Consider the following 17,350-nt stretch of genomic DNA (forward strand, 5'->3'; position numbering starts at 1 on the left):
GGCCGGACACGCTCGGTCGGGGAGCCGATCAGGGAGTGGGCGACGGGTCGGGCACCCCGATGCTCGGCACGGCGACCGGCACGGCACCCGCCGAGGTCACGGAACGCACCAGCTGCGACATCCAGTCGGTCCGGGTCTGGCCGACGTCCTGCGAGACGTCCTGCTGCTCCTGCGGGGCCTCCGAGGCGGGCAGGTCGTCGTCGATCAGATACACGACCTCGCCCGGCATCGTGTAGTACAGCCGCTCCCGCGCCTGGGTCGTGATGTACGCGGGATCCGACCAGCGCTCGCGCTGCGACTGCAGATCGGCCACCTCGCTCTCGCTGAGCGAGACGGCACCGCGGAGCGCCTGGATCTGCTGACGCTGGTCCATGTACGTCCCCACCGTCGGGACGAGCACGAAGGTGCCGAGCACCACCAGACCCAGCATGATGACGACGAACCCCGAGACGCGCAGCCCGCCGAGCCATTCGCGGACGTCGACACGGCGCGGCGTCGGACGGCTCCGGGTCGCGACCTGCGGGCGCGCAGCGGAGTCGCCCGTCGGCCGGGAACGCGGACGCCGGGACTTCCCCGCGGCGGGAGCGGGCGTCTCGTTCCGTCCGCGGGGGGACGGGAGCGTCGGTCGGTCCACGACATCTCCTTCCTCACACCCGCGCCACTGCCCGGGACGGCCGGTATCCGACTCTACGTCGACCCGTCCCCTCGCCCGGGTGACGCGCCGCGCTCAGGGCATCCCCTCGGCCGCGCCCGCCGACGACGAAGGGGGGGAGCCGACCGGCTCCCCCCTTCTGGCGCGCGTGCGTTCAGCCCTGGAAACGGGGGAACGCCGAGCGGCCGGCGAAGACCGCGGCGGTGCCCAGGTCCTCCTCGATGCGGAGGAGCTGGTTGTACTTCGCGACGCGCTCGCTGCGGGCGGGCGCACCGGTCTTGATCTGGCCGGCGTTCACCGCGACGGCGAGGTCGGCGATCGTGGTGTCCTCGGTCTCGCCGGAGCGGTGCGAGAGCATCGAGGTGTAGCCCGAACGGGTCGCCAGGGCGATGGCATCCAGGGTCTCGGACAGCGTGCCGATCTGGTTGACCTTCACCAGCAGCGAGTTGGCGACACCGAGGTCGATGCCCTGCTGCAGGCGCTTCGGGTTGGTGACGAACAGGTCGTCGCCCACGAGCTGCACCTTCGAGCCGATGGCATCCGTGAGCTTCTTCCAGCCGTCCCAGTCGTCTTCGGCGAGGGCGTCCTCGATCGTGACGATGGGGAAGTTCGCGACGAGGTCGGCGAAGTAGTCGACGAGCGTGTCGACGCTCCACTCCTTGCCCTCGACGGTGTAGACGCCGTCCTTGTAGAACTCGGTGGCGGCGACGTCGAGGCCGACGGCGATGTCCTTGCCGGGGGTGAAGCCGGCCTTCTCGATCGCGCGGATGAGGAAGTCGAGGCCCTCGCGGTTGCTCGGCAGGTCGGGGGCGAAGCCGCCCTCGTCGCCGAGACCCGTGTTGTAGCCCGCGGACTTCAGCTCGCCCTTGAGGACGTGGTAGACCTCGGTGCCCCAGCGGAGGGACTCGCCGTAGGTCTCGGCGCCGATGGGCGCGAGGAAGAACTCCTGGAAGTCGATGCCGTTGTCGGCGTGCTCGCCGCCGTTGATGACGTTGAACAGCGGAACGGGCAGCAGGTGCGCGTTCGGGCCGCCCAGGTAGCGGAACAGGGGCAGGTCGGCGCTGTCGGCGGCGGCCTTGGCGACGGCGAGCGAGACGCCGAGGATGGCGTTGGCGCCGGTGCGCGACTTGTTCTCGGTGCCGTCGGTCTCGATGAGGATCTCGTCGATGATGCGCTGCTCGCTGGCCTCGACGCCCTCGATCGCGGGGCCGAGCTCGTCGACGACCGCGGCGACGGCCTTCAGCACGCCCTTGCCGCTGTAGCGGCTCTTGTCGCCGTCGCGCAGTTCGTAGGCCTCGAACGCGCCGGTGGACGCGCCGGAGGGGACGGCCGCCCGCTGGACGATTCCGTCGTCGAGGAGCACCTCCACCTCGACGGTCGGGTTACCGCGCGAATCCAGGATCTCGCGCGCGTTGACAGCCTCGATAAGTGCCACGAAGGACTCCTCGTTGGTTCTTGGGTGGAAGAGGGCGGAGCGTCGTCGGTCCGTGGTCGAGTCTAGTGATCGCGGTCGGAGCGTGTGTGGTCGGGATCAGACCCCGGATGCCACGGCGTCGGTGAGGATCGCGATCGCGAGACCGTCCCACCCTTTGCGATCGAGCGTCTGCAGCGCGGTCGCGTCGAAGCGGGGGTCCTCGCCCAGCATCACGACGCCCGCGCGTGCTCCCGCCACCTTGGAGTCGCCCGGCGGCGGGTCGGCGACGGCGCCCGCCCGGACGACGTTGTCGAGCACGACGACCGTGCCGGGACGTCCGAGCCGTGCGGCCCAGTCGAGGTAGCCGGGGTTCGATTCCTTGTCGGCATCGACGAAGACGAGATCGAACGGTTCTTCGCCGATGAGGCTCGGCAGCACGTCCAGACCCCGTCCGACACGGACCTCGACGCGGTCGGCCACCCCGGCCTCGGCGAGGTTGCCGCGGGCGATTCCGGCGTTGCGCTCCTCCGCCTCGATGGTCACCACGCGCCCGCCCTCCGGCAGCGCCCGCGCGAGCCAGATCGTGGAGTATCCGCCGAGCGTTCCGATCTCCAGCACCCGCCGCGCGCCGCTGATCCGCACCAGCAGGTGCAGGAGCTTGGCCGTGACGGGCGACACCTCGATCGCCGGAAGCCCGGCCTCCTGCTGCGCGGCGAGCGCGGCATCCAGGGCCGGGTCGGGTCCGATGAGGGTGTCGGTCAGGAAGCCGTCGACGTCGTCGTGTGTGGGCACTCCCCCAGCCTGACGAAGCGCCGACCGCCGGTCAACGGGGTCCGTGGAGGTGGGCGCGGGTCATCTCGTCGTACTCCTCGTCGCTGAGATCGTCGAAGCCCTTCGCCTCGGCGCGGTCGGTGCGCATCCACCGCACCATCAGGATCACGAGGATCGGGACGTCGGCGAACTCGGCGATGAACCAGATGAGGTCGCCGGCGAGATGCTGGTCGTGGAGCGCGGAAGGCCACCACGACAGCGCCTGTCCGGCATCCGGGACCAGGTCGAGCACCGTGTCGTTGAGGCGGAGCAGCAGGCCCGGGACGGAATCGATGAGGAGCTCGACGAACGCGAGCAGGAACTCGATCGCGATGAAGGTCCCGGTGTGGACGACGCCGAGCGCCATCATCGGCAGCACCATCGCGAGACCCACCAGCGGCACGACGATCCCGAGGGACGCCTCGATCACGGGGTTCACCCGCAGGATGCCGGCCACCGGCGTGAGGAAGAGGCAGAACACCGCGGCGATCACGACGGTGGCGACCATCGCGTTGCCGGTGATCCGCACGAAGCGGGTCGCGAGCAGGCGGTCGAGTCGTGCCCGGCCCCGGTCGTCCGTCGCGCGGGAGTACAGCTCCAGCGGGCGTCCCGCGGCGATGCCGGCGGGGACCGCGAAGATCAGCAGCGCGATGCGGGTCGAGAACGCCCAGCGCAGCTCCGCCGAGTACGTCCCGAGGAAACCCAGTTCGATCAGCGCGTACGGCGCGAGGCCGAGGGCGAAGAACCCGATCGTGCGCAGCACCGGCCAGGTCTCGCCGCGTCGGCGGACACGCACCACCCCGGCGATGTAGGCGGCGGATGCCACGAGGACCACGCCGAGCGGAACGGGCGCGGCGTGCCAGGTGGTCAGGAGGACATGCAGAGGAGGCGTGCCAGAACGGTAGGCCCGACGGCTATGCGTTTGCCGGGACCCCGGTCTCCTGCAGCGCGGCCAGCACCGCGGGGAGCAGGGCGTCGGCGGTGCGCCGGTATCCGAGCGCGCTGGGGTGGAAGCGGTCGACGCTGAACATCTCCTCCGGGCGTTCGGCGAACACCGGTCCCACCGCGCGGGCGAGGGCCACGACCCGCCCGCCCGCACGATGCACGGCGGCGGCCTGCGCCGCGGCGAGCTGGCGCGACGAGCGCGCCGCGAGCGCGCGGAGCGGCTGCGGGATCGCGCGGAGCGTGCCCAGGTCGGGGCAGGTCCCGACCACCACGGGGATGCCGCGGCCTCCCAGGTCGCGCACGACCTGTTCGAGCTGCCCGGCGGCGCGGGCGGCGGGGATCCGGTGCGTCACGTCGTTGCCGCCGACGACGATCACCGCGACGTCGGCCCGGGAGGACTCCGGGACGGCCGCGACCTGCCGCGCGAGCGCGGAGGTCTCGGAGCCGACCACGGCCGCGGTCCGGAGGCGCACGGGACGCCCCTCCGCCCGCGCGATCCCCTTCGCGAGCCGGGCCCCCAGGGTGTCGCGACGGTGACCGGCGCCCAGACCCGCCGCGATCGAATCGCCGAGCAGGAGCAGCTCGACCGGAGTGCCCGAGTGTTTCTTCCGCCGCCAGACGCGGTCGGCATCCAGGGCCTGCTCGCCGAGCGGCTTGCCGATGCGTCGGCGGGCGATCGCGGCCTGCCGCGCGATGAGGGTGCGCATCCCCACCGCGGCGGTGCCCAGCACCGCGACCGACGATGCCACGGTCACCGTGATCGGTCGACGCGTCCGCATGCCGTCATCCCATCGCGCCGCGGTGAACGGCGGGTGACGCAGGCGACCCGCCGCCCAGGTCAGTCGAGGGGCTTGATCTCCAGCGACTCGACCGTGGTGTCGGCGCGCACCGTCGCGAACGACGCGTAGCCGTCGGCGCTCGAGCGCTCGAGCAGCGCCTTCAGGTTCTTCGGCCGCTGCTCCAGGCGCACCCGGGAGCCCTCGGCCACCAGGGCGGCTTTGAGTCGCAGCAGGGTCGACAGCGGAACGTCGCGATCGTGCACCAGCACGAGGGACCGCTCGCCCGAGTCGTCGGCATCCTGGAGCAGGTCGACGATCCGTTCGAACCCGATCGAGAAGCCGACCGCCGGCACGTCCTGTCCGAGGAACCTGCCGATCATGCCGTCGTAGCGGCCCCCGCCGCCGAGCGAGTAGTCGACGCTCGGGTGCGCGAGCTCGAAGATCGTGCCGGTGTAGTAGCCCATGCCGCGGACCAGGAACGGGTCGAACCGCAGGGGGGCCTCGGCGCCGCGCGCGGCGGCGACGGTGTCGCCGAGGGCGACAAGGTGGTCGACGATCTCGTCCGGGATGCCGGCCGGCAGCGCCGCGCGGATGCCGGCCGCATCGAAGCCCGCGTCGTCGGAGCCCGGCCGGTCGAGGTATGCGGCGAAAGCGTCGACGGCGTCCGCAGTCGCGCCCCGCTCGCGCAGCTCGGCCACGACCCCGGAGGTCCCGATCTTGTCGAGCTTGTCGATCGTGATGAGGACGCCCGGGCGCTCCTCCGCGAGGAAGCCGAACACGTCGAGCATCGCGTCGAGCGCGCGCCGGTCGTTGACGCGGATGACGCCGCCCTCGAGCCCGAGCGCGTCGAGCACGTCGAGGCTCGCGGTCATGAGCTCGGCCTCCGCGCGCGACGAGGGGTCGCCGATGATGTCGATGTCGCACTGCACGAACTGGCGGTAGCGCCCCTTCTGCGGCCGCTCCGCGCGCCAGACGGGCGCCATCTGGATCGCGCGGAACACCGTCGGCAGCTGCGCGCGGTTGGTCGCGTAGAACCGGGCGAGCGGAACCGTCAGGTCGTACCGCAGCCCGAGGTCGGCCAGCGCTGACGGATCCTCGGCCGCGGCGCGGATCGCCTCGGCATCCATCCCCCGCTTGAGGATGCTGAACGAGAGTTTCTCGTTATCGCCGCCCATGCCGGCGTGCAGGCGCGAGTACTCCTCCATGACCGGCGTCTCGATCTCGTCGAAGCCGTGCGCGCGGTAGCGCTCGCGGATGACGGCGAGCACGCGCTCGCGACGGGCCTTGTCAGCGGGGAGGAAGTCGCGCATGCCGCGCGGCGGGTTCACGGATGCCACGTCTCCATTGTTCCAGGCTCGGCCGCGGCGTCCGCGCGTGCGTTTCGCGTGGGGGCCCCAGATCACGTGCACTCGCCGAAAGCACCCGCTACGGCGCGTCGCGACGTGTGATCTCGGCCAGATCACGTGATCTGGCGACTCACTTGTCGGACTCGGCGGCGCGCACCTCGGCGGAGAGGCGCCGGACGCGCTCGCGGAGGGCGCGGTCGGCATCCCACCCGCGCGCGCGGGCCTGCTGCACCAGCACGAGCAGGGCGTCGCCGAGTTCGGCCTCGCTCGCCGGGTCCGCGAGGCGATGCGCCGGAGCGACGACGCCGACCTGCGCGGCCTTGCCGAGCACCTTCTGCGCCAGGGCGAGAGAGGGCATGTGCTCGGAGACGCCGTCCAGCACGCTCGTGCGCTCGCGCTTCTCGGCGGCCTTCGCCGCGTTCCAGTGCACGAGCACCTCTTCGGGAGTGGATGCCACGGCGTCGCCGAACACGTGGGGGTGGCGACGGACCATCTTCTCGGTGAGCCCGCGGGCCACGTCGTCGATGTCGAACGGATCCTCGGCGTCGCCCGCGGCGATCTCGGCGTGGAACAGCACCTGCCACAGCAGGTCGCCCAGTTCCTCCTTCAGGTCGGCCCGGGTCCCCGATTCCACGGCGTCGATGACCTCGGCGCTCTCCTCGACCAGGTACGGCACGAGGTCGCGGTGGTCGATCGTCTGCGTCCAGACGCAGCGCTCGCGCACCGCGCGCATCGTCTCGGCGGCCTCGCGCAACGCGTCGTCGCTCACGGTCCCTCCTCCCGCGGCATCCATGCGCCGCTCGTGCCGAGTATCCCCCGGTCCCGGGTCCCGCGCGCCGAAGCCCGGCACAACTCCCGCCGTTTGTGTCGCCCGAGGGCTACCACGTGATCTGGCCGCAACGTGACGCAACTATCCTGGGGCGTGTGCGTGAACTGACCCCGACCGAGGCCATCGACCTCGTGGGCCGCTTCGAAGCCGGCCAAGAGCTTCCCGAGCAGATGCGCGCCGACGTGCGCCTGCTCGGTTCCCTGCTGGGCCGGGTACTGCGAGAGAGCGGCTCCCCCGGCCTGTACGACGACGTCGAGAAGCTGCGATCGGCGACGATCCAGGCGTACACCGACGAGACGCCCGAAGCGTTCGAGCGCGCCGCGGCCATCGCCGACGGCTTCTCGATCGCCCGCGCCGACGAGGTGGCCCGCGCATTCACCGCGTACTTCCACCTCGTCAACCTCGTCGAGGAGCACCAGCGCGTCCGTGTCCTCCGCGAGCGCGGTGACCGGCCCTCCCGCGGCGGCACGCCCGACACGATCGCCGCGGCCTTCGAACGGCTCGCCGGCGAGGTCGGCGAGGAGACCGCCCTGTCCCGACTCCAGGCGCTCCGGTTCCACCCCGTCTTCACCGCGCACCCCACCGAGGCCCGCCGCCGCGCGATCTCCACCAGCATCCGCCGCCTGTCCGAGCTGCTCGGCGAGCACGACGCCGCCGCCGAGAACGACACCGAGGTCCGCCGCACCGAGCGCCGCATGCTCGAGGAGATCGACACGCTGTGGCGCACGGCGCCGCTGCGCCGCGAGAAGCCGTCCCCGGTGGACGAGGTGCGTTCGGTCATGGCGGTGTTCGACGAGACGCTGTACACCGCGGTTCCGCGCGTCTACCGCCGGATCGACGACATCCTCCAGGGCGAGGCGGCCGGGGCGAAGGCCCCCATCGTGAAGCCGTTCGTACGCGTCGGCTCGTGGGTCGGCGGAGACCGCGACGGCAATCCGTTCGTCACGGCATCCGTCACCCGCAAGGCCGCCGCCATCGCGAGCGAGCACGTGCTCCTGGGCCTCGAGCGCACGACCCAGCGGGTCGGCCGGGGCCTGACCCTGGATGCCGAGACCACCCCGCCGAGCGACGCGCTGCTGGCGCTGTGGAACCGGCTGCGCGCCGCCGATGAAGACGCCGCGGCCGAGATCGCCGAGCGGTCGCCCGCGGAGCCGCACCGACGGATCCTGCTGCTCCTCGCCCGCAAGATCGCGGCGACGCGGACGCGCAATGCCGACCTCGCCTACCGCGACCCGGAGCATCTGCTGACCGATCTCCGCACCGTGCAGGACTCGCTGGTCGCCGCCGGGGCGGCGCGCCAGGCCTACGGCTCGCTGCAGCGCCTGATCTGGCAGGTCGAGACCTACGGATTCCACCTCACCGAGCTCGAGGTGCGTCAGCACTCCGCCGTCCACCGGAAGGTGCTCGACGAGCTGCGCTCGGGCGCGGCGCGCAGCGAGCTGACCGACGAGGTCCTCGAGGTCTTCCGCTCCATCGCCTACGTGCAGGAGCGGTTCGGGCCCCGCGCGGCCGGCCGTTACATCGTGTCGTTCACGCAGTCCGCGGAAGACCTCGCGAACGTGCACGAGCTCGCGTCGTACGCGATGGGCCCGGACGAAGCGCTGCCGGTGCTCGACGTCATCCCGCTGTTCGAGACGTTCGCCGACCTGCAGGCGGCCCCCGGAATCCTGGCCGAGATCGTGGGGCACCCCGCGTTCGTCCGCCGATTGGATGCCACCGGCCGCCGCCTCGAGGTCATGCTCGGCTACTCCGACTCGTCGAAGGACGTCGGGCCGGTCGCGGCGAACCTCGCGCTGTACGAGGCGCAGGCGAAGATCTCGACGTGGGCCGAGGCGGAGGGCATCGAGCTGACGCTCTTCCACGGCCGCGGCGGGGCCCTCGGGCGCGGCGGCGGACCCGCCAACTCCGCGATCCTCGCGCAGCCGCCGCACTCCGTCGACGGCCGGTTCAAGCTCACCGAGCAGGGCGAGGTCATCTTCGCCCGCTACGGCGACCCCGACATCGCGATGCGCCACATCGACCAGGTCGCGGCCGCGGTGCTCACGGCATCCTCCCCCTCGATCGAGCGTCGCAACCGCGGGGCGGCCGAGGCGTTCGCCGACGTGGCCGCCACGATGGACGTCGCCTCGCGCGAACGGTTCTTCGCCCTCGTGAAGGCGCCCGGCTTCGCGCCGTGGTTCGCGACCGTGACGCCCATGGAGGAGCTCGGCCACCTCGCGCTCGGCTCTCGCCCGGCCCGACGCGGGCTGTCGGTGGAGTCGCTGGAAGACCTGCGCGCGATCCCGTGGGTGTTCTCGTGGACGCAGGCGCGCATCAACCTGGCCGGCTGGTTCGGCCTGGGCACCGCGCTCGACGCGGTCGGCGACGAGCAGCGCCTGCGCGACGCGTACGAGCAGTGGCCGCTGTTCCGCACGATGATCGACAACGTCGCGATGAGCCTCGCCAAGGCCGACGCGCGGATCGCCCGCCGCTATCTGGCACTCGGCGACCGCGACGACCTCGCGGGACTCGTCATGGACGAGATGGTTCTCACCCGGACGTGGGTCGAGCGCATCACCGGCGGCGAACTCCTGGGCAACAAGCCGGTGCTGCAGCGCGCGGTGAAGATGCGCAGCCCCTACGTCGACGCGCTGTCGCTCCTGCAGCTGCGGGCTCTGCGGGCGCTCCGCGACGTGGACGCCGAGGACCCGACCCCGGATGCCGAGCACCAGCGTCTGCTGCTGCTGTCGGTGAGCGGCGTGGCTGCGGGTCTGCAGAACACGGGCTGATCCGTTCCGACACGCGGACCGACGCCCCGCGTACCGTCCCGCGGAGTCCACGACCGACACGCCGCCCACGGCCGACCATCGACGGCGAGTCGCCGACGAACTCCGCACGACGGCACGGCATGGCACCGACGGCGCGGCACCGCGGCGCGGCATCCGGATGCCGAGGGCGCCCTCGTCTCAGTCCAGACGGCGGTCGTGCGCGTGGCGGGCGAGGCTGCGGCCGTAGCGCTCGGTCAGCTGCACCATGAGGTCCGGCGTCTCGCGATCGAGGCCGAAGACGTATCCCGGGAAGTCGAGTTCCTTCTGCGCCGCCCAGATCTCGTCGTGCCGGTCGGGCGAGAGCAGCTGCACGGGGTCGCCGACCGCGACCCACCCGATCGGCACGACCGTCTCGGGCGGCAGCACCGTGCGCAGGTGCACGATCGCGTTGATGCGCACCTCACTGCGGTCGCCGATCTGCGCGCCGTTGAACACGCGTGTGCCGGTGGCGAGGAACACCTCGTCGCCGATGTCGGCACCCGCGACGCTCGCCATCGGTCCGACCAGCGTGTGCGCACCGACGTGCACCGCGTGCGTGGAGCTCGCCCGCAGCAGCGCGTTCTCCATCACGATGGTGTTCTCCCCCAGCACGATCCGGCTGCCCTCGGCGGTGAGGACGGCACCGTGGAGGACTTGGCATCCGGGACCGACGGTGACGTCCCCGCTGATGACCGCGGTGGGGGGGACGACGGCGTCGGGGTGGATGCGGGGCTCGGCCCCGAGGTGAGCGAAGCGCATGGCGGCGTCCTTCCCGTCGGTGCCCGTCAGCGTAGTCCCGCGGGCGGCGGGGAGGACATGCTCACTCGCGGTCGTACGCGAAGACGGCGTCGAGACCGACCCCGAACTCGCCCGCGATCTGGAAGGCGAGTTCCAGGCTCGGCGAATACCGTCCCTGCTCGATGGCGATGACCGTCTGGCGCGTCACGCCGAGGCGGCGGGCGAGTTCGGCCTGGGTGGTGCCGGCGCGCTCGCGATGCTCGCGGATGCTGTTCGTGACGCGCGTGGGCTTGGCCATCACGGCATCCCCCGGTAGTACAGGGCGAGCCGGGCGAGGCTGCCGATGATCGCGGACAGCGCGAAGCCCGCGTAGACGGCGTTGGCGATCCAGAACAGCGGCGCCTGGACGGCGCACAGCACCAGCGCCGCGAGCCCGCCGAACACGAGGAAGGCCTGACCGACGCGATCGCCCTGTGCGGCGATCTCGCGATCGCGCACGTCGGAACGGTGGTCGGTGTCGGGATCGCGGCGCGACTGCGCCATCCCCCACGCGATGCTCACGGCGATGGCCACGAGGATGCTCGCGACGACGGTCGAGACCATCGGCCACACCCAGTCGATGCGGTCGACAGCGGTGTCCCGTGCGACGACGAGCATCCAGATCGTGTACACCAGCACGCCGGGAACACTGGCGATCAGCCCCGCCCAGGTGTTGCGCTCCTCGAACGACATCGCGGCCTCCGTGTAAAGAAAACTTGACATTTCGACCCTAGGACGGGCACGATCCGGTGTCAAGAATCTTTGACACCGAGGAGTCATCATGGACATGAACGCGGCCGTCGTCGACACCTACGGACCCCCCGAGGTCGTCCGCATCCAGCGGCGCCCCCGCCCGCGGGCCGTGCGGAGCGATGTCGTCGTCGACGTCGCAGCCGCATCCGTCAACAGCGGCGACGCTCGAATCCGCGGCGCCCGCTTCCCCGCCGGATTCGGCGTCCCCGGTCGGATCGCGCTGGGCCTGCGGGGTCCCCGTCGACCGGTGCTCGGCATCGCGCTGTCCGGTCGCGTCGTCGAGACCGGCCCCCGCGCGACCGATCTCCGTCCCGGTGACCGCGTATGCGGCATGACGGACATGCGGATGGGCGCGCACGCCGAGTTCGCCGCCGTCCCCGAGCAGCGATTGGTCCGGATCCCCGACGGGGTGAGCGACGACGAGGCCGCCGCCGTCCTGTTCGGCGGAACCACCGCGCTCTGGTTCCTCCGCGACCGCGCGCGGCTGCGTCGCGGCGAGCGCGTCCTCGTCATCGGCGGCGCGGGTGCCGTCGGAACGCACGCCGTGCAGATCGCCCGCTCCCTGGGGGCGGAGGTCACCGCCACCGCGAGCGAGGGCAACCTCCCCCTGCTCTCGCGTCTCGGAGCGCACCACGCGGTGGACCGCGCCTCGACGTCGCTGTCCGATCTCCCCGGTCCCTATGACGTCGTCTTCGACACTGTCGGCGCCCTGCACCCCGACACCGCCGCGCCCCTGCTCTCTCCGGACGGCCGCGTGATCCTCGCGGCGGCGACGCTCGCCGAGACGATCACGCCGAGGGCGCGCGTGATCACCGGCACCGCGGGGGCGGGTCGCGAGCTCGTGAGCGACCTGCTCGACGGGATCGTCGCGGGCACCCTCACACCCGTGATCGAAGCGGTCCTACCGCTGGAACGGATCGCCGAGGCGTACGCCCGCGTGGACTCCGGTCACAAGACGGGCAGCATCCTGGTGTGCCCCTGAGGCGGTCAGACGGGCTCGGTGGCGCCCCGGGCCGCGCGTTCACCGACGATCGCCGCGTGGATCGAGAACCCCAGGATCGCACCGATACCGGAGACGATCACGACCACCAGCACCGGTTCTCGCGCCCCGGCGGGCACGATCGTCGCCACCCACGGCAACAGTGCCGTCGCGAGCGCGGCGATGCCGGTCCCTCGAAGGTCCGCAGCACCGGCCCGGTGCGCCGCGACCCACGCCGCATCCGACGCGCGCGTCGCGGCGGTCCGGATGCCGACGAGGTCGTTGCGCGGCAGCGTGCCCGCGGACGCGCGGCGCGCGGTCCAGAAGGACACGGCCGCGACCGCGAGCATCGCGACGGTCACCGTGACGAGGGGTCCGATCATGGCATCCGTCCGCTCACGCCGAGGCGGTCTCGGCGGTCTTCTCCACCGGCAGCGGCCACAGGGCATCGAGGAGCTGACGCACCCACGCGATGAGGTTCGCGTCATCGGCGTCCTGCGGGAGCGGCACGACCATGGCATCCCCGTTCGCGACGAGCTTCGCCTTCGGATACAGCCGCTGCAGACGCACGCGCATCGAGTCCGCGAGGTGCGCGGGGGCGATGCGGAGGTTCGAGCCCATGGCCACGACGTCCGCGAGACCGGCCTGCGCAGCCCGACGGCGCAGGCGCGCGACCGCGATCAGACCCTCGACCTCGGCCGGCGGCTCGCCGTACCGGTCGCGCAGTTCCTCGATCACGAGGTCGATCCCGTCGTCCTTCGCGGTAGCGGATGCCGCGGCCGACAGCTTCTGGTACGCCTCGAGGCGCAGCCGCTCGCTGTCGATGTACGTCTCGGGCAGGCGCGCGTCGACGGGGAGCTCCAGACGCAGCTCGGTGGGCCCCTCGGTGTCCTCACCGCGGAAGGTCGCCACGGCCTCGCCGATCATGCGGAGGTACAGATCGAAACCGACGCCCGCGATGTGACCGGCCTGTTCGGCACCCAGCAGGTTGCCGGCGCCGCGGAGCTCGAGGTCTTTCAGGGCGACCTGCATGCCGCTGCCGAGATCGTTGTTCACCGCGATCGTCTCGAGGCGGTCGGCGGCGGTCTCGGACAGCGGCTTCATCTCGTCGTACAGGAAGTACGCGTAGGCGCGGTCGCGCCCGCGACCGACCCGCCCGCGGAGCTGGTGCAGCTGGGACAGCCCGTACTTGTCGGCTCGGTCGATGATGATCGTGTTCGCGTTCGAGATGTCCAGGCCCGTCTCGATGATCGTGGTCGACACGAGCACGTCGGCGCGACGCTCCCAGAAGTCGTCGACGACCTGCTCGAGCGCGTGCTCGCCCATCTGGCCGTGCGCGACGACGATCCGAGCCTCGGGCACGAGTTCGGCGAGGTGCGCGGCGACGCGCTGGATCGACGACACCCGGTTGTGCACGTAGAACACCTGGCCCTCGCGCAGCAGCTCGCGCCGGATGGCCGCGGCGATCTGCTTGTCGTTGCGCGGACCCACGTACGACAGGATCGGATGCCGATCCTCCGGCGGGGTCGCCAATGTCGACATCTCGCGGATCCCGGTCACCGCCATCTCGAGCGTGCGAGGGATGGGCGTGGCGCTCATGGCGAGGATGTCGACGTTGGTCTTGAGCTTCTTCAGCGCGTCCTTGTGCTCGACGCCGAAGCGCTGCTCCTCGTCGATGATCATGAGCCCGAGATCCTTGAAGATCACCTTCTCGGTGAGGATCCGGTGCGTGCCGATGACCATGTCGACCGTGCCGTCGGTGAGGCCCGCGAGCGTGGCCTTCGCTTCCTTGTCGCTCTGGAAGCGCGAGAGGGGACGCACGGTCACGGGGAACCCGGCGAAACGCTCCGCGAACGTCTCGAGGTGCTGCTTCACGAGCAGGGTCGTGGGGACGAGCATGGCGACCTGCTTGCCGTCCTGGATCGCCTTGAAGGCGGCGCGCACGGCGACCTCGGTCTTGCCGAAGCCGACATCGCCCGACAGCAGCCGGTCCATCGGGATCGGCTTCTCCATGTCGGCCTTGATCTCGTCGATCGTCTGCAGCTGGTCCTGCGTCTCGGCGAACGGGAACGCCTCTTCCAGCTCGCGCTGCCACGGCGTGTCCGGGCCGAACGCGTAGCCCTTCGCCGCCATGCGCGCGGAGTACAGCTTCACCAGCTCGACGGCGATGTCGCGCACGGCCTTGCGGGCGCGCCCCTTGGCGGCGGCCCAGTCGCTGCCGCCCATCTTCGACAGCACGGGCGCCTCGCCGCCGACGTACTTCGAGAGCAGGTCCAGCTGATCGGTGGGCACGAACAGCTTGTCGCCCGGGTAGCCGCGCTTGGAGGGCGCGTACTCGAGGACCAGATACTCCTTCGTGGTCTTCACGGCGTTGCGTCCGCCGCTCGACACCTCTCGCTGCGTCAGCTCGATGAATTTGCCGATGCCGTGGGTCGCGTGCACCACGACGTCGCCGGGCTTGAGCTGCAGCGGGTCGACGACGTTGCGTCGGCGGGACGCGAGCTTCTTGGCGCCCCGATTGCCGCCCCCCACGGACCGTCCGTAGAACTCGGTTTCGGTGATGACGGCGAACTTGACCTCGGTCAGCTCGAACCCGCGCTCCAGCGGAGCGCACACCACGTGCGCCACCCCCGGCTCGGGCGGCGTGTGGACGTCGTCGACGCGGCGCGCCGCGATCCCCCGCTCGGCCAGGACGTCGCGCGCGCGGTCCACGAGCCCCGGCCCCGACGCCGTGACCACGACTGCCCAGCCGTCCGCGAGCAGGGTCCCGACATGCGCCGTCGCCCCGTCGACGTTGCCCTGGAACGACGGCACGGGGTCGGCCTTGACACGCTGGGCGGAGTCGTCGGCCGCCACGAGGCCCTCGTCCTCGGCATCCACCGCGCCCGAGTCGAAGGCGCTCAGCCGCCACCACACACCGCCGCGCCCACTCGCGATCTCGTGCAGGTCGTCGAGGGTCACGAAATCCCCGGCGCCCAGGTCGACCGGCATGTCGGCACCCGCCGTCGCGGCGGACCACGCCGCCTCGAGGAACTCGCGGTTGGTGTCGCCCAGGGTCGTCGCGCGCGCGAGGGAGCGCTCGGGATCGACGAGGGCGACGGCGCTGCCGCCGGGCAGGTAGTCCACGACCGTGACAAGGTCGTCGACGAGCACCGGGATCAGGGACTCCATGCCCTCGGCCGGGATGCCCTCCGCCATCTTCTCGAGCAGCTGACGCAGCCCCGGATAGCCGTCGCGCAACTCGGCGGCGCGCTCGCGCACTTCCGAGGTGAGCAGGAGCTCGCGGCTCGGGACGAGCGACACCTCGGCCACCTCACCGGGCAGTGAGCGCTGATCGGCGACGGAGAAGGCGCGGATCTGGTCGACCTCGTCGCCGAAGAACTCGACGCGATACGGGTGGTCGGCCACCGGCGGGAACACGTCCAGGATGCCGCCGCGCACGGCGAACTCGCCGCGACGCGAGACCATGTCGACCCGGTGGTACGCCAGCTCGACCAGGCGGGTGGTGACCGCGTCGAGCTCGCGCCCGCGCCCCCCGACGCGCAGCTGCACAGGTTCGACGTCGCCGAGGCCGGGGGCGAGCGGCTGCAGCGCGCTGCGGACGGAGGCGGTGACCACGAGCGGAACCGACCCGTCCCACGCCGCGACGCGACGCAGCACGTCCAGCCGTCGACCCACGGTTTCGGGACTCGGGCTCAGGCGCTCGTGCGGCAAGGTCTCCCACGCGGGGAAGTGCAGCACCTGGGCCCCGGGAAGCACGGCCTCCAGCGCGGGCCCGAGCGATTCGGCGCGGCGACCCGTCGGCGCGATCACCAGGACCGCCCCCGGCGCCCCCGCACTTCGCCGATGCTCGAGGAGACCGGCGATCACGGGCGCATCCAGCCCGTCGACGAGGGAGAGAGACAGATCGGCGGATGCCGCGACAGCGGCCTCCCGGTACGACTCAGCCTGCTCGAGGGCGCGAACGATCCCGGGAACTGTCACTCGACACATCCTACGCGGGGGCACGGACACGCGGCTCGGACCGCGGCCTTCGACGGGGAGCGTCCCGGACCCCGCGGGCACGGAGTCGTACAGTGGGCTCATGACCTCCGCTGGCGTGCCCGGATTCGCCTCCCCCTACGCCGCACCGCCGGTCGGGACGCTCCTCACGCCTCCCCCCTCGACCCCGCGTCGGCGACCGCTCGGAGCGTGGGCGCTGGTCCTGGCGATCCTCGCGGGGGTCGTGGCATCCGGGATCGCCGGCTTCGCGTCGTTCCGGATCGCGCGAGGCGCGGGCGCCGAGTTCATCGCCCGCGGCGGTCAGTCCGTCGACTGGCGTCTCTTCTCGCCCGTGCGGGACTTCGTGCTGCTGGGCGAGGTCGCGTTCTGGTCCGGAACGGCACTGGGGATCGCGGCACTCGCCGTCGGGATCGTGGCGACCGTCCGCAACAGGGGCCGCGGTCCCGGCATCGCCGCGATCGTCATCGCGGCACTCGGACCGTTCCTGTTCGCCGGGCTGGTTCTCGTCGCCCTCGCCGCCGGCGCGGGCGAGCTCGCCGGCGCCGCGGTCTGACACGGCCCTAGCGGGTCGGGCCCGGCCGCGTCCACCCCGAGCGGTGGATCGCCGACCGCTTCGTAAGGTTGTCCGCACGGGGGTTTCCGCACGCCCTCGACGACCCCAGGAGGACACAGTGACCAGCACACCGCCGCCCCCCGAGCCGCACAACCCCCCGCCGGCCACTCGCGCCGAAGCCGCGCAGGGCGGGTACGCCGCTGCGCCCGCCGGGTACTCCGCGCCGGCCTCCCCCGCACGCACTCGGGGATCGAACCGGCTGGGCGTCATCGCGTTCGCCGCCTCTCTGCTGGCCGTCGTGATCGGCTCGATCATCGCCGTGTTCGCCGGCATCCAGAGCGGGAGCCTCGCGCAGTTCGCCGGGGCCATCGACAGCAGCGGCAATGTCGACGCCGGGGCGTTGCCCGCCGCCGCGAACCAGATCGCCCTCGCGGCCGGCGCCCTGTCCGTCGCCGCGTTCCTGGTCTGGGGAGCGTTCGCCCTCTGGGGCTTCGTCCAGGGCATCATCGCCGCGGTGAAGAACCGGGGACGCGGATGGGGCATCGCCGCGATCGTGCTGTCCGTCGTCGGCGGCGGGATCGTGTTCGCCTTCTTCATCGTCGGAGCGGGCATCGGCGCGGCGCCCTACGCGTCCTGATCGCGTCGCGGATCGACCGCGCGCGCTTCCTCGAGAGAGCCTCGGCCGGTCGGCCGGGGCTCTCTCGTCGTCGGTGCGGGGCACCGGA

The 17,350-nt window shown here is 71.9% G+C and carries 16 protein-coding genes; 4 read left to right on the plus strand and 12 right to left on the minus strand.

Annotation, left to right across the window (positions count from 1 at the left end):
- Positions 1–28: 28 nt before the first annotated feature.
- The 7 genes from BW982_RS12535 to BW982_RS12565 form a co-directional block, all read right to left on the minus strand.
- Positions 29–634, minus strand: a complete 606-nt coding sequence (locus tag BW982_RS12535) for an FtsB family cell division protein (protein WP_254845590.1) — start codon at positions 632–634, stop codon at positions 29–31.
- 172 nt (positions 635–806) lie between these two features.
- A complete protein-coding gene (gene eno, locus BW982_RS12540) occupies positions 807–2,087 on the minus strand; it encodes a phosphopyruvate hydratase (RefSeq protein WP_076493826.1) in 1,281 nt (426 codons plus the stop codon).
- A 96-nt stretch (positions 2,088–2,183) separates the two neighbouring features.
- Complete coding sequence (locus BW982_RS12545; protein WP_076493827.1) at positions 2,184–2,858, minus strand: O-methyltransferase; 675 nt, start codon at positions 2,856–2,858, stop codon at positions 2,184–2,186.
- Between the two features lie 31 nt (positions 2,859–2,889).
- Positions 2,890–3,702 carry a cytochrome c oxidase assembly protein gene (locus BW982_RS12550; protein ID WP_254845591.1) on the minus strand — a complete coding sequence of 271 codons (813 nt, stop codon included), beginning with the start codon at positions 3,700–3,702 and terminating at the stop codon, positions 2,890–2,892.
- A gap of 88 nt (positions 3,703–3,790) precedes the next feature.
- Positions 3,791–4,600: an SGNH/GDSL hydrolase family protein gene (locus BW982_RS12555; RefSeq protein ID WP_139327443.1), complete on the minus strand. Its 810-nt coding sequence runs from the start codon at positions 4,598–4,600 to the stop codon at positions 3,791–3,793.
- A 59-nt stretch (positions 4,601–4,659) separates the two neighbouring features.
- Positions 4,660–5,910 carry a histidine--tRNA ligase gene (gene hisS, locus BW982_RS12560; RefSeq protein ID WP_217693689.1) on the minus strand — a complete coding sequence of 417 codons (1,251 nt, stop codon included), beginning with the start codon at positions 5,908–5,910 and terminating at the stop codon, positions 4,660–4,662.
- A 166-nt stretch (positions 5,911–6,076) separates the two neighbouring features.
- Positions 6,077–6,679 carry a nucleoside triphosphate pyrophosphohydrolase gene (locus BW982_RS12565; RefSeq protein WP_254845607.1) on the minus strand — a complete coding sequence of 201 codons (603 nt, stop codon included), beginning with the start codon at positions 6,677–6,679 and terminating at the stop codon, positions 6,077–6,079.
- Positions 6,680–6,870: 191 nt separating this feature from the next.
- Between BW982_RS12565 and BW982_RS12570 the strand changes: the two genes are divergently transcribed.
- Complete coding sequence (locus BW982_RS12570; protein ID WP_076493833.1) at positions 6,871–9,543, plus strand: phosphoenolpyruvate carboxylase; 2,673 nt, start codon at positions 6,871–6,873, stop codon at positions 9,541–9,543.
- A gap of 177 nt (positions 9,544–9,720) precedes the next feature.
- On the opposite strand, the gene BW982_RS12575 is transcribed toward BW982_RS12570, so the two are convergent.
- The 3 genes from BW982_RS12575 to BW982_RS12585 all read right to left on the minus strand — a co-directional run bounded on the left by BW982_RS12575 (position 9,721) and on the right by BW982_RS12585 (position 11,061).
- Positions 9,721–10,320 carry a gamma carbonic anhydrase family protein gene (locus BW982_RS12575; RefSeq protein WP_076493834.1) on the minus strand — a complete coding sequence of 200 codons (600 nt, stop codon included), beginning with the start codon at positions 10,318–10,320 and terminating at the stop codon, positions 9,721–9,723.
- A 61-nt stretch (positions 10,321–10,381) separates the two neighbouring features.
- Entirely contained in the window at positions 10,382–10,597 is a 216-nt protein-coding gene (locus BW982_RS12580; protein ID WP_076493836.1) for a helix-turn-helix transcriptional regulator, read from the minus strand.
- A complete protein-coding gene (locus tag BW982_RS12585) occupies positions 10,597–11,061 on the minus strand; it encodes a hypothetical protein (RefSeq protein WP_139327444.1) in 465 nt (154 codons plus the stop codon). Before BW982_RS12585 ends, BW982_RS12580 begins: the two co-directional genes overlap by 1 nt.
- 58 nt (positions 11,062–11,119) lie before the next feature.
- Between BW982_RS12585 and BW982_RS12590 the strand changes: the two genes are divergently transcribed.
- Positions 11,120–12,073 (plus strand): NAD(P)-dependent alcohol dehydrogenase, encoded by a 954-nt coding sequence (locus BW982_RS12590; protein ID WP_217693688.1) that lies wholly within the window; start codon positions 11,120–11,122, stop codon positions 12,071–12,073.
- 5 nt (positions 12,074–12,078) lie between these two features.
- Here the strand turns inward: BW982_RS12590 and BW982_RS12595 are convergent, their stop codons facing one another.
- Together BW982_RS12595 and mfd are read right to left on the minus strand one after the other, a co-directional pair.
- Entirely contained in the window at positions 12,079–12,453 is a 375-nt protein-coding gene (locus tag BW982_RS12595; protein WP_076493839.1) for an SdpI family protein, read from the minus strand.
- A gap of 13 nt (positions 12,454–12,466) precedes the next feature.
- Positions 12,467–16,054, minus strand: coding sequence for a transcription-repair coupling factor (gene mfd, locus BW982_RS12600; protein WP_175611101.1), 3,588 nt, complete (start codon positions 16,052–16,054; stop codon positions 12,467–12,469).
- 100 nt (positions 16,055–16,154) lie between these two features.
- Here mfd and BW982_RS12605 point away from each other — a divergent pair, with 100 nt between their 5' ends.
- Positions 16,155–16,625 (plus strand): hypothetical protein, encoded by a 471-nt coding sequence (locus tag BW982_RS12605; RefSeq protein WP_076493842.1) that lies wholly within the window; start codon positions 16,155–16,157, stop codon positions 16,623–16,625.
- A 118-nt stretch (positions 16,626–16,743) separates the two neighbouring features.
- Entirely contained in the window at positions 16,744–17,262 is a 519-nt protein-coding gene (locus tag BW982_RS12610; protein ID WP_076493844.1) for a hypothetical protein, read from the plus strand.
- Positions 17,263–17,350: the final 88 nt, after the last annotated feature.

It is taken from the genome of Microbacterium sp. RURRCA19A, assembly GCF_900156455.1.
Classification (GTDB): domain Bacteria; phylum Actinomycetota; class Actinomycetes; order Actinomycetales; family Microbacteriaceae; genus Microbacterium.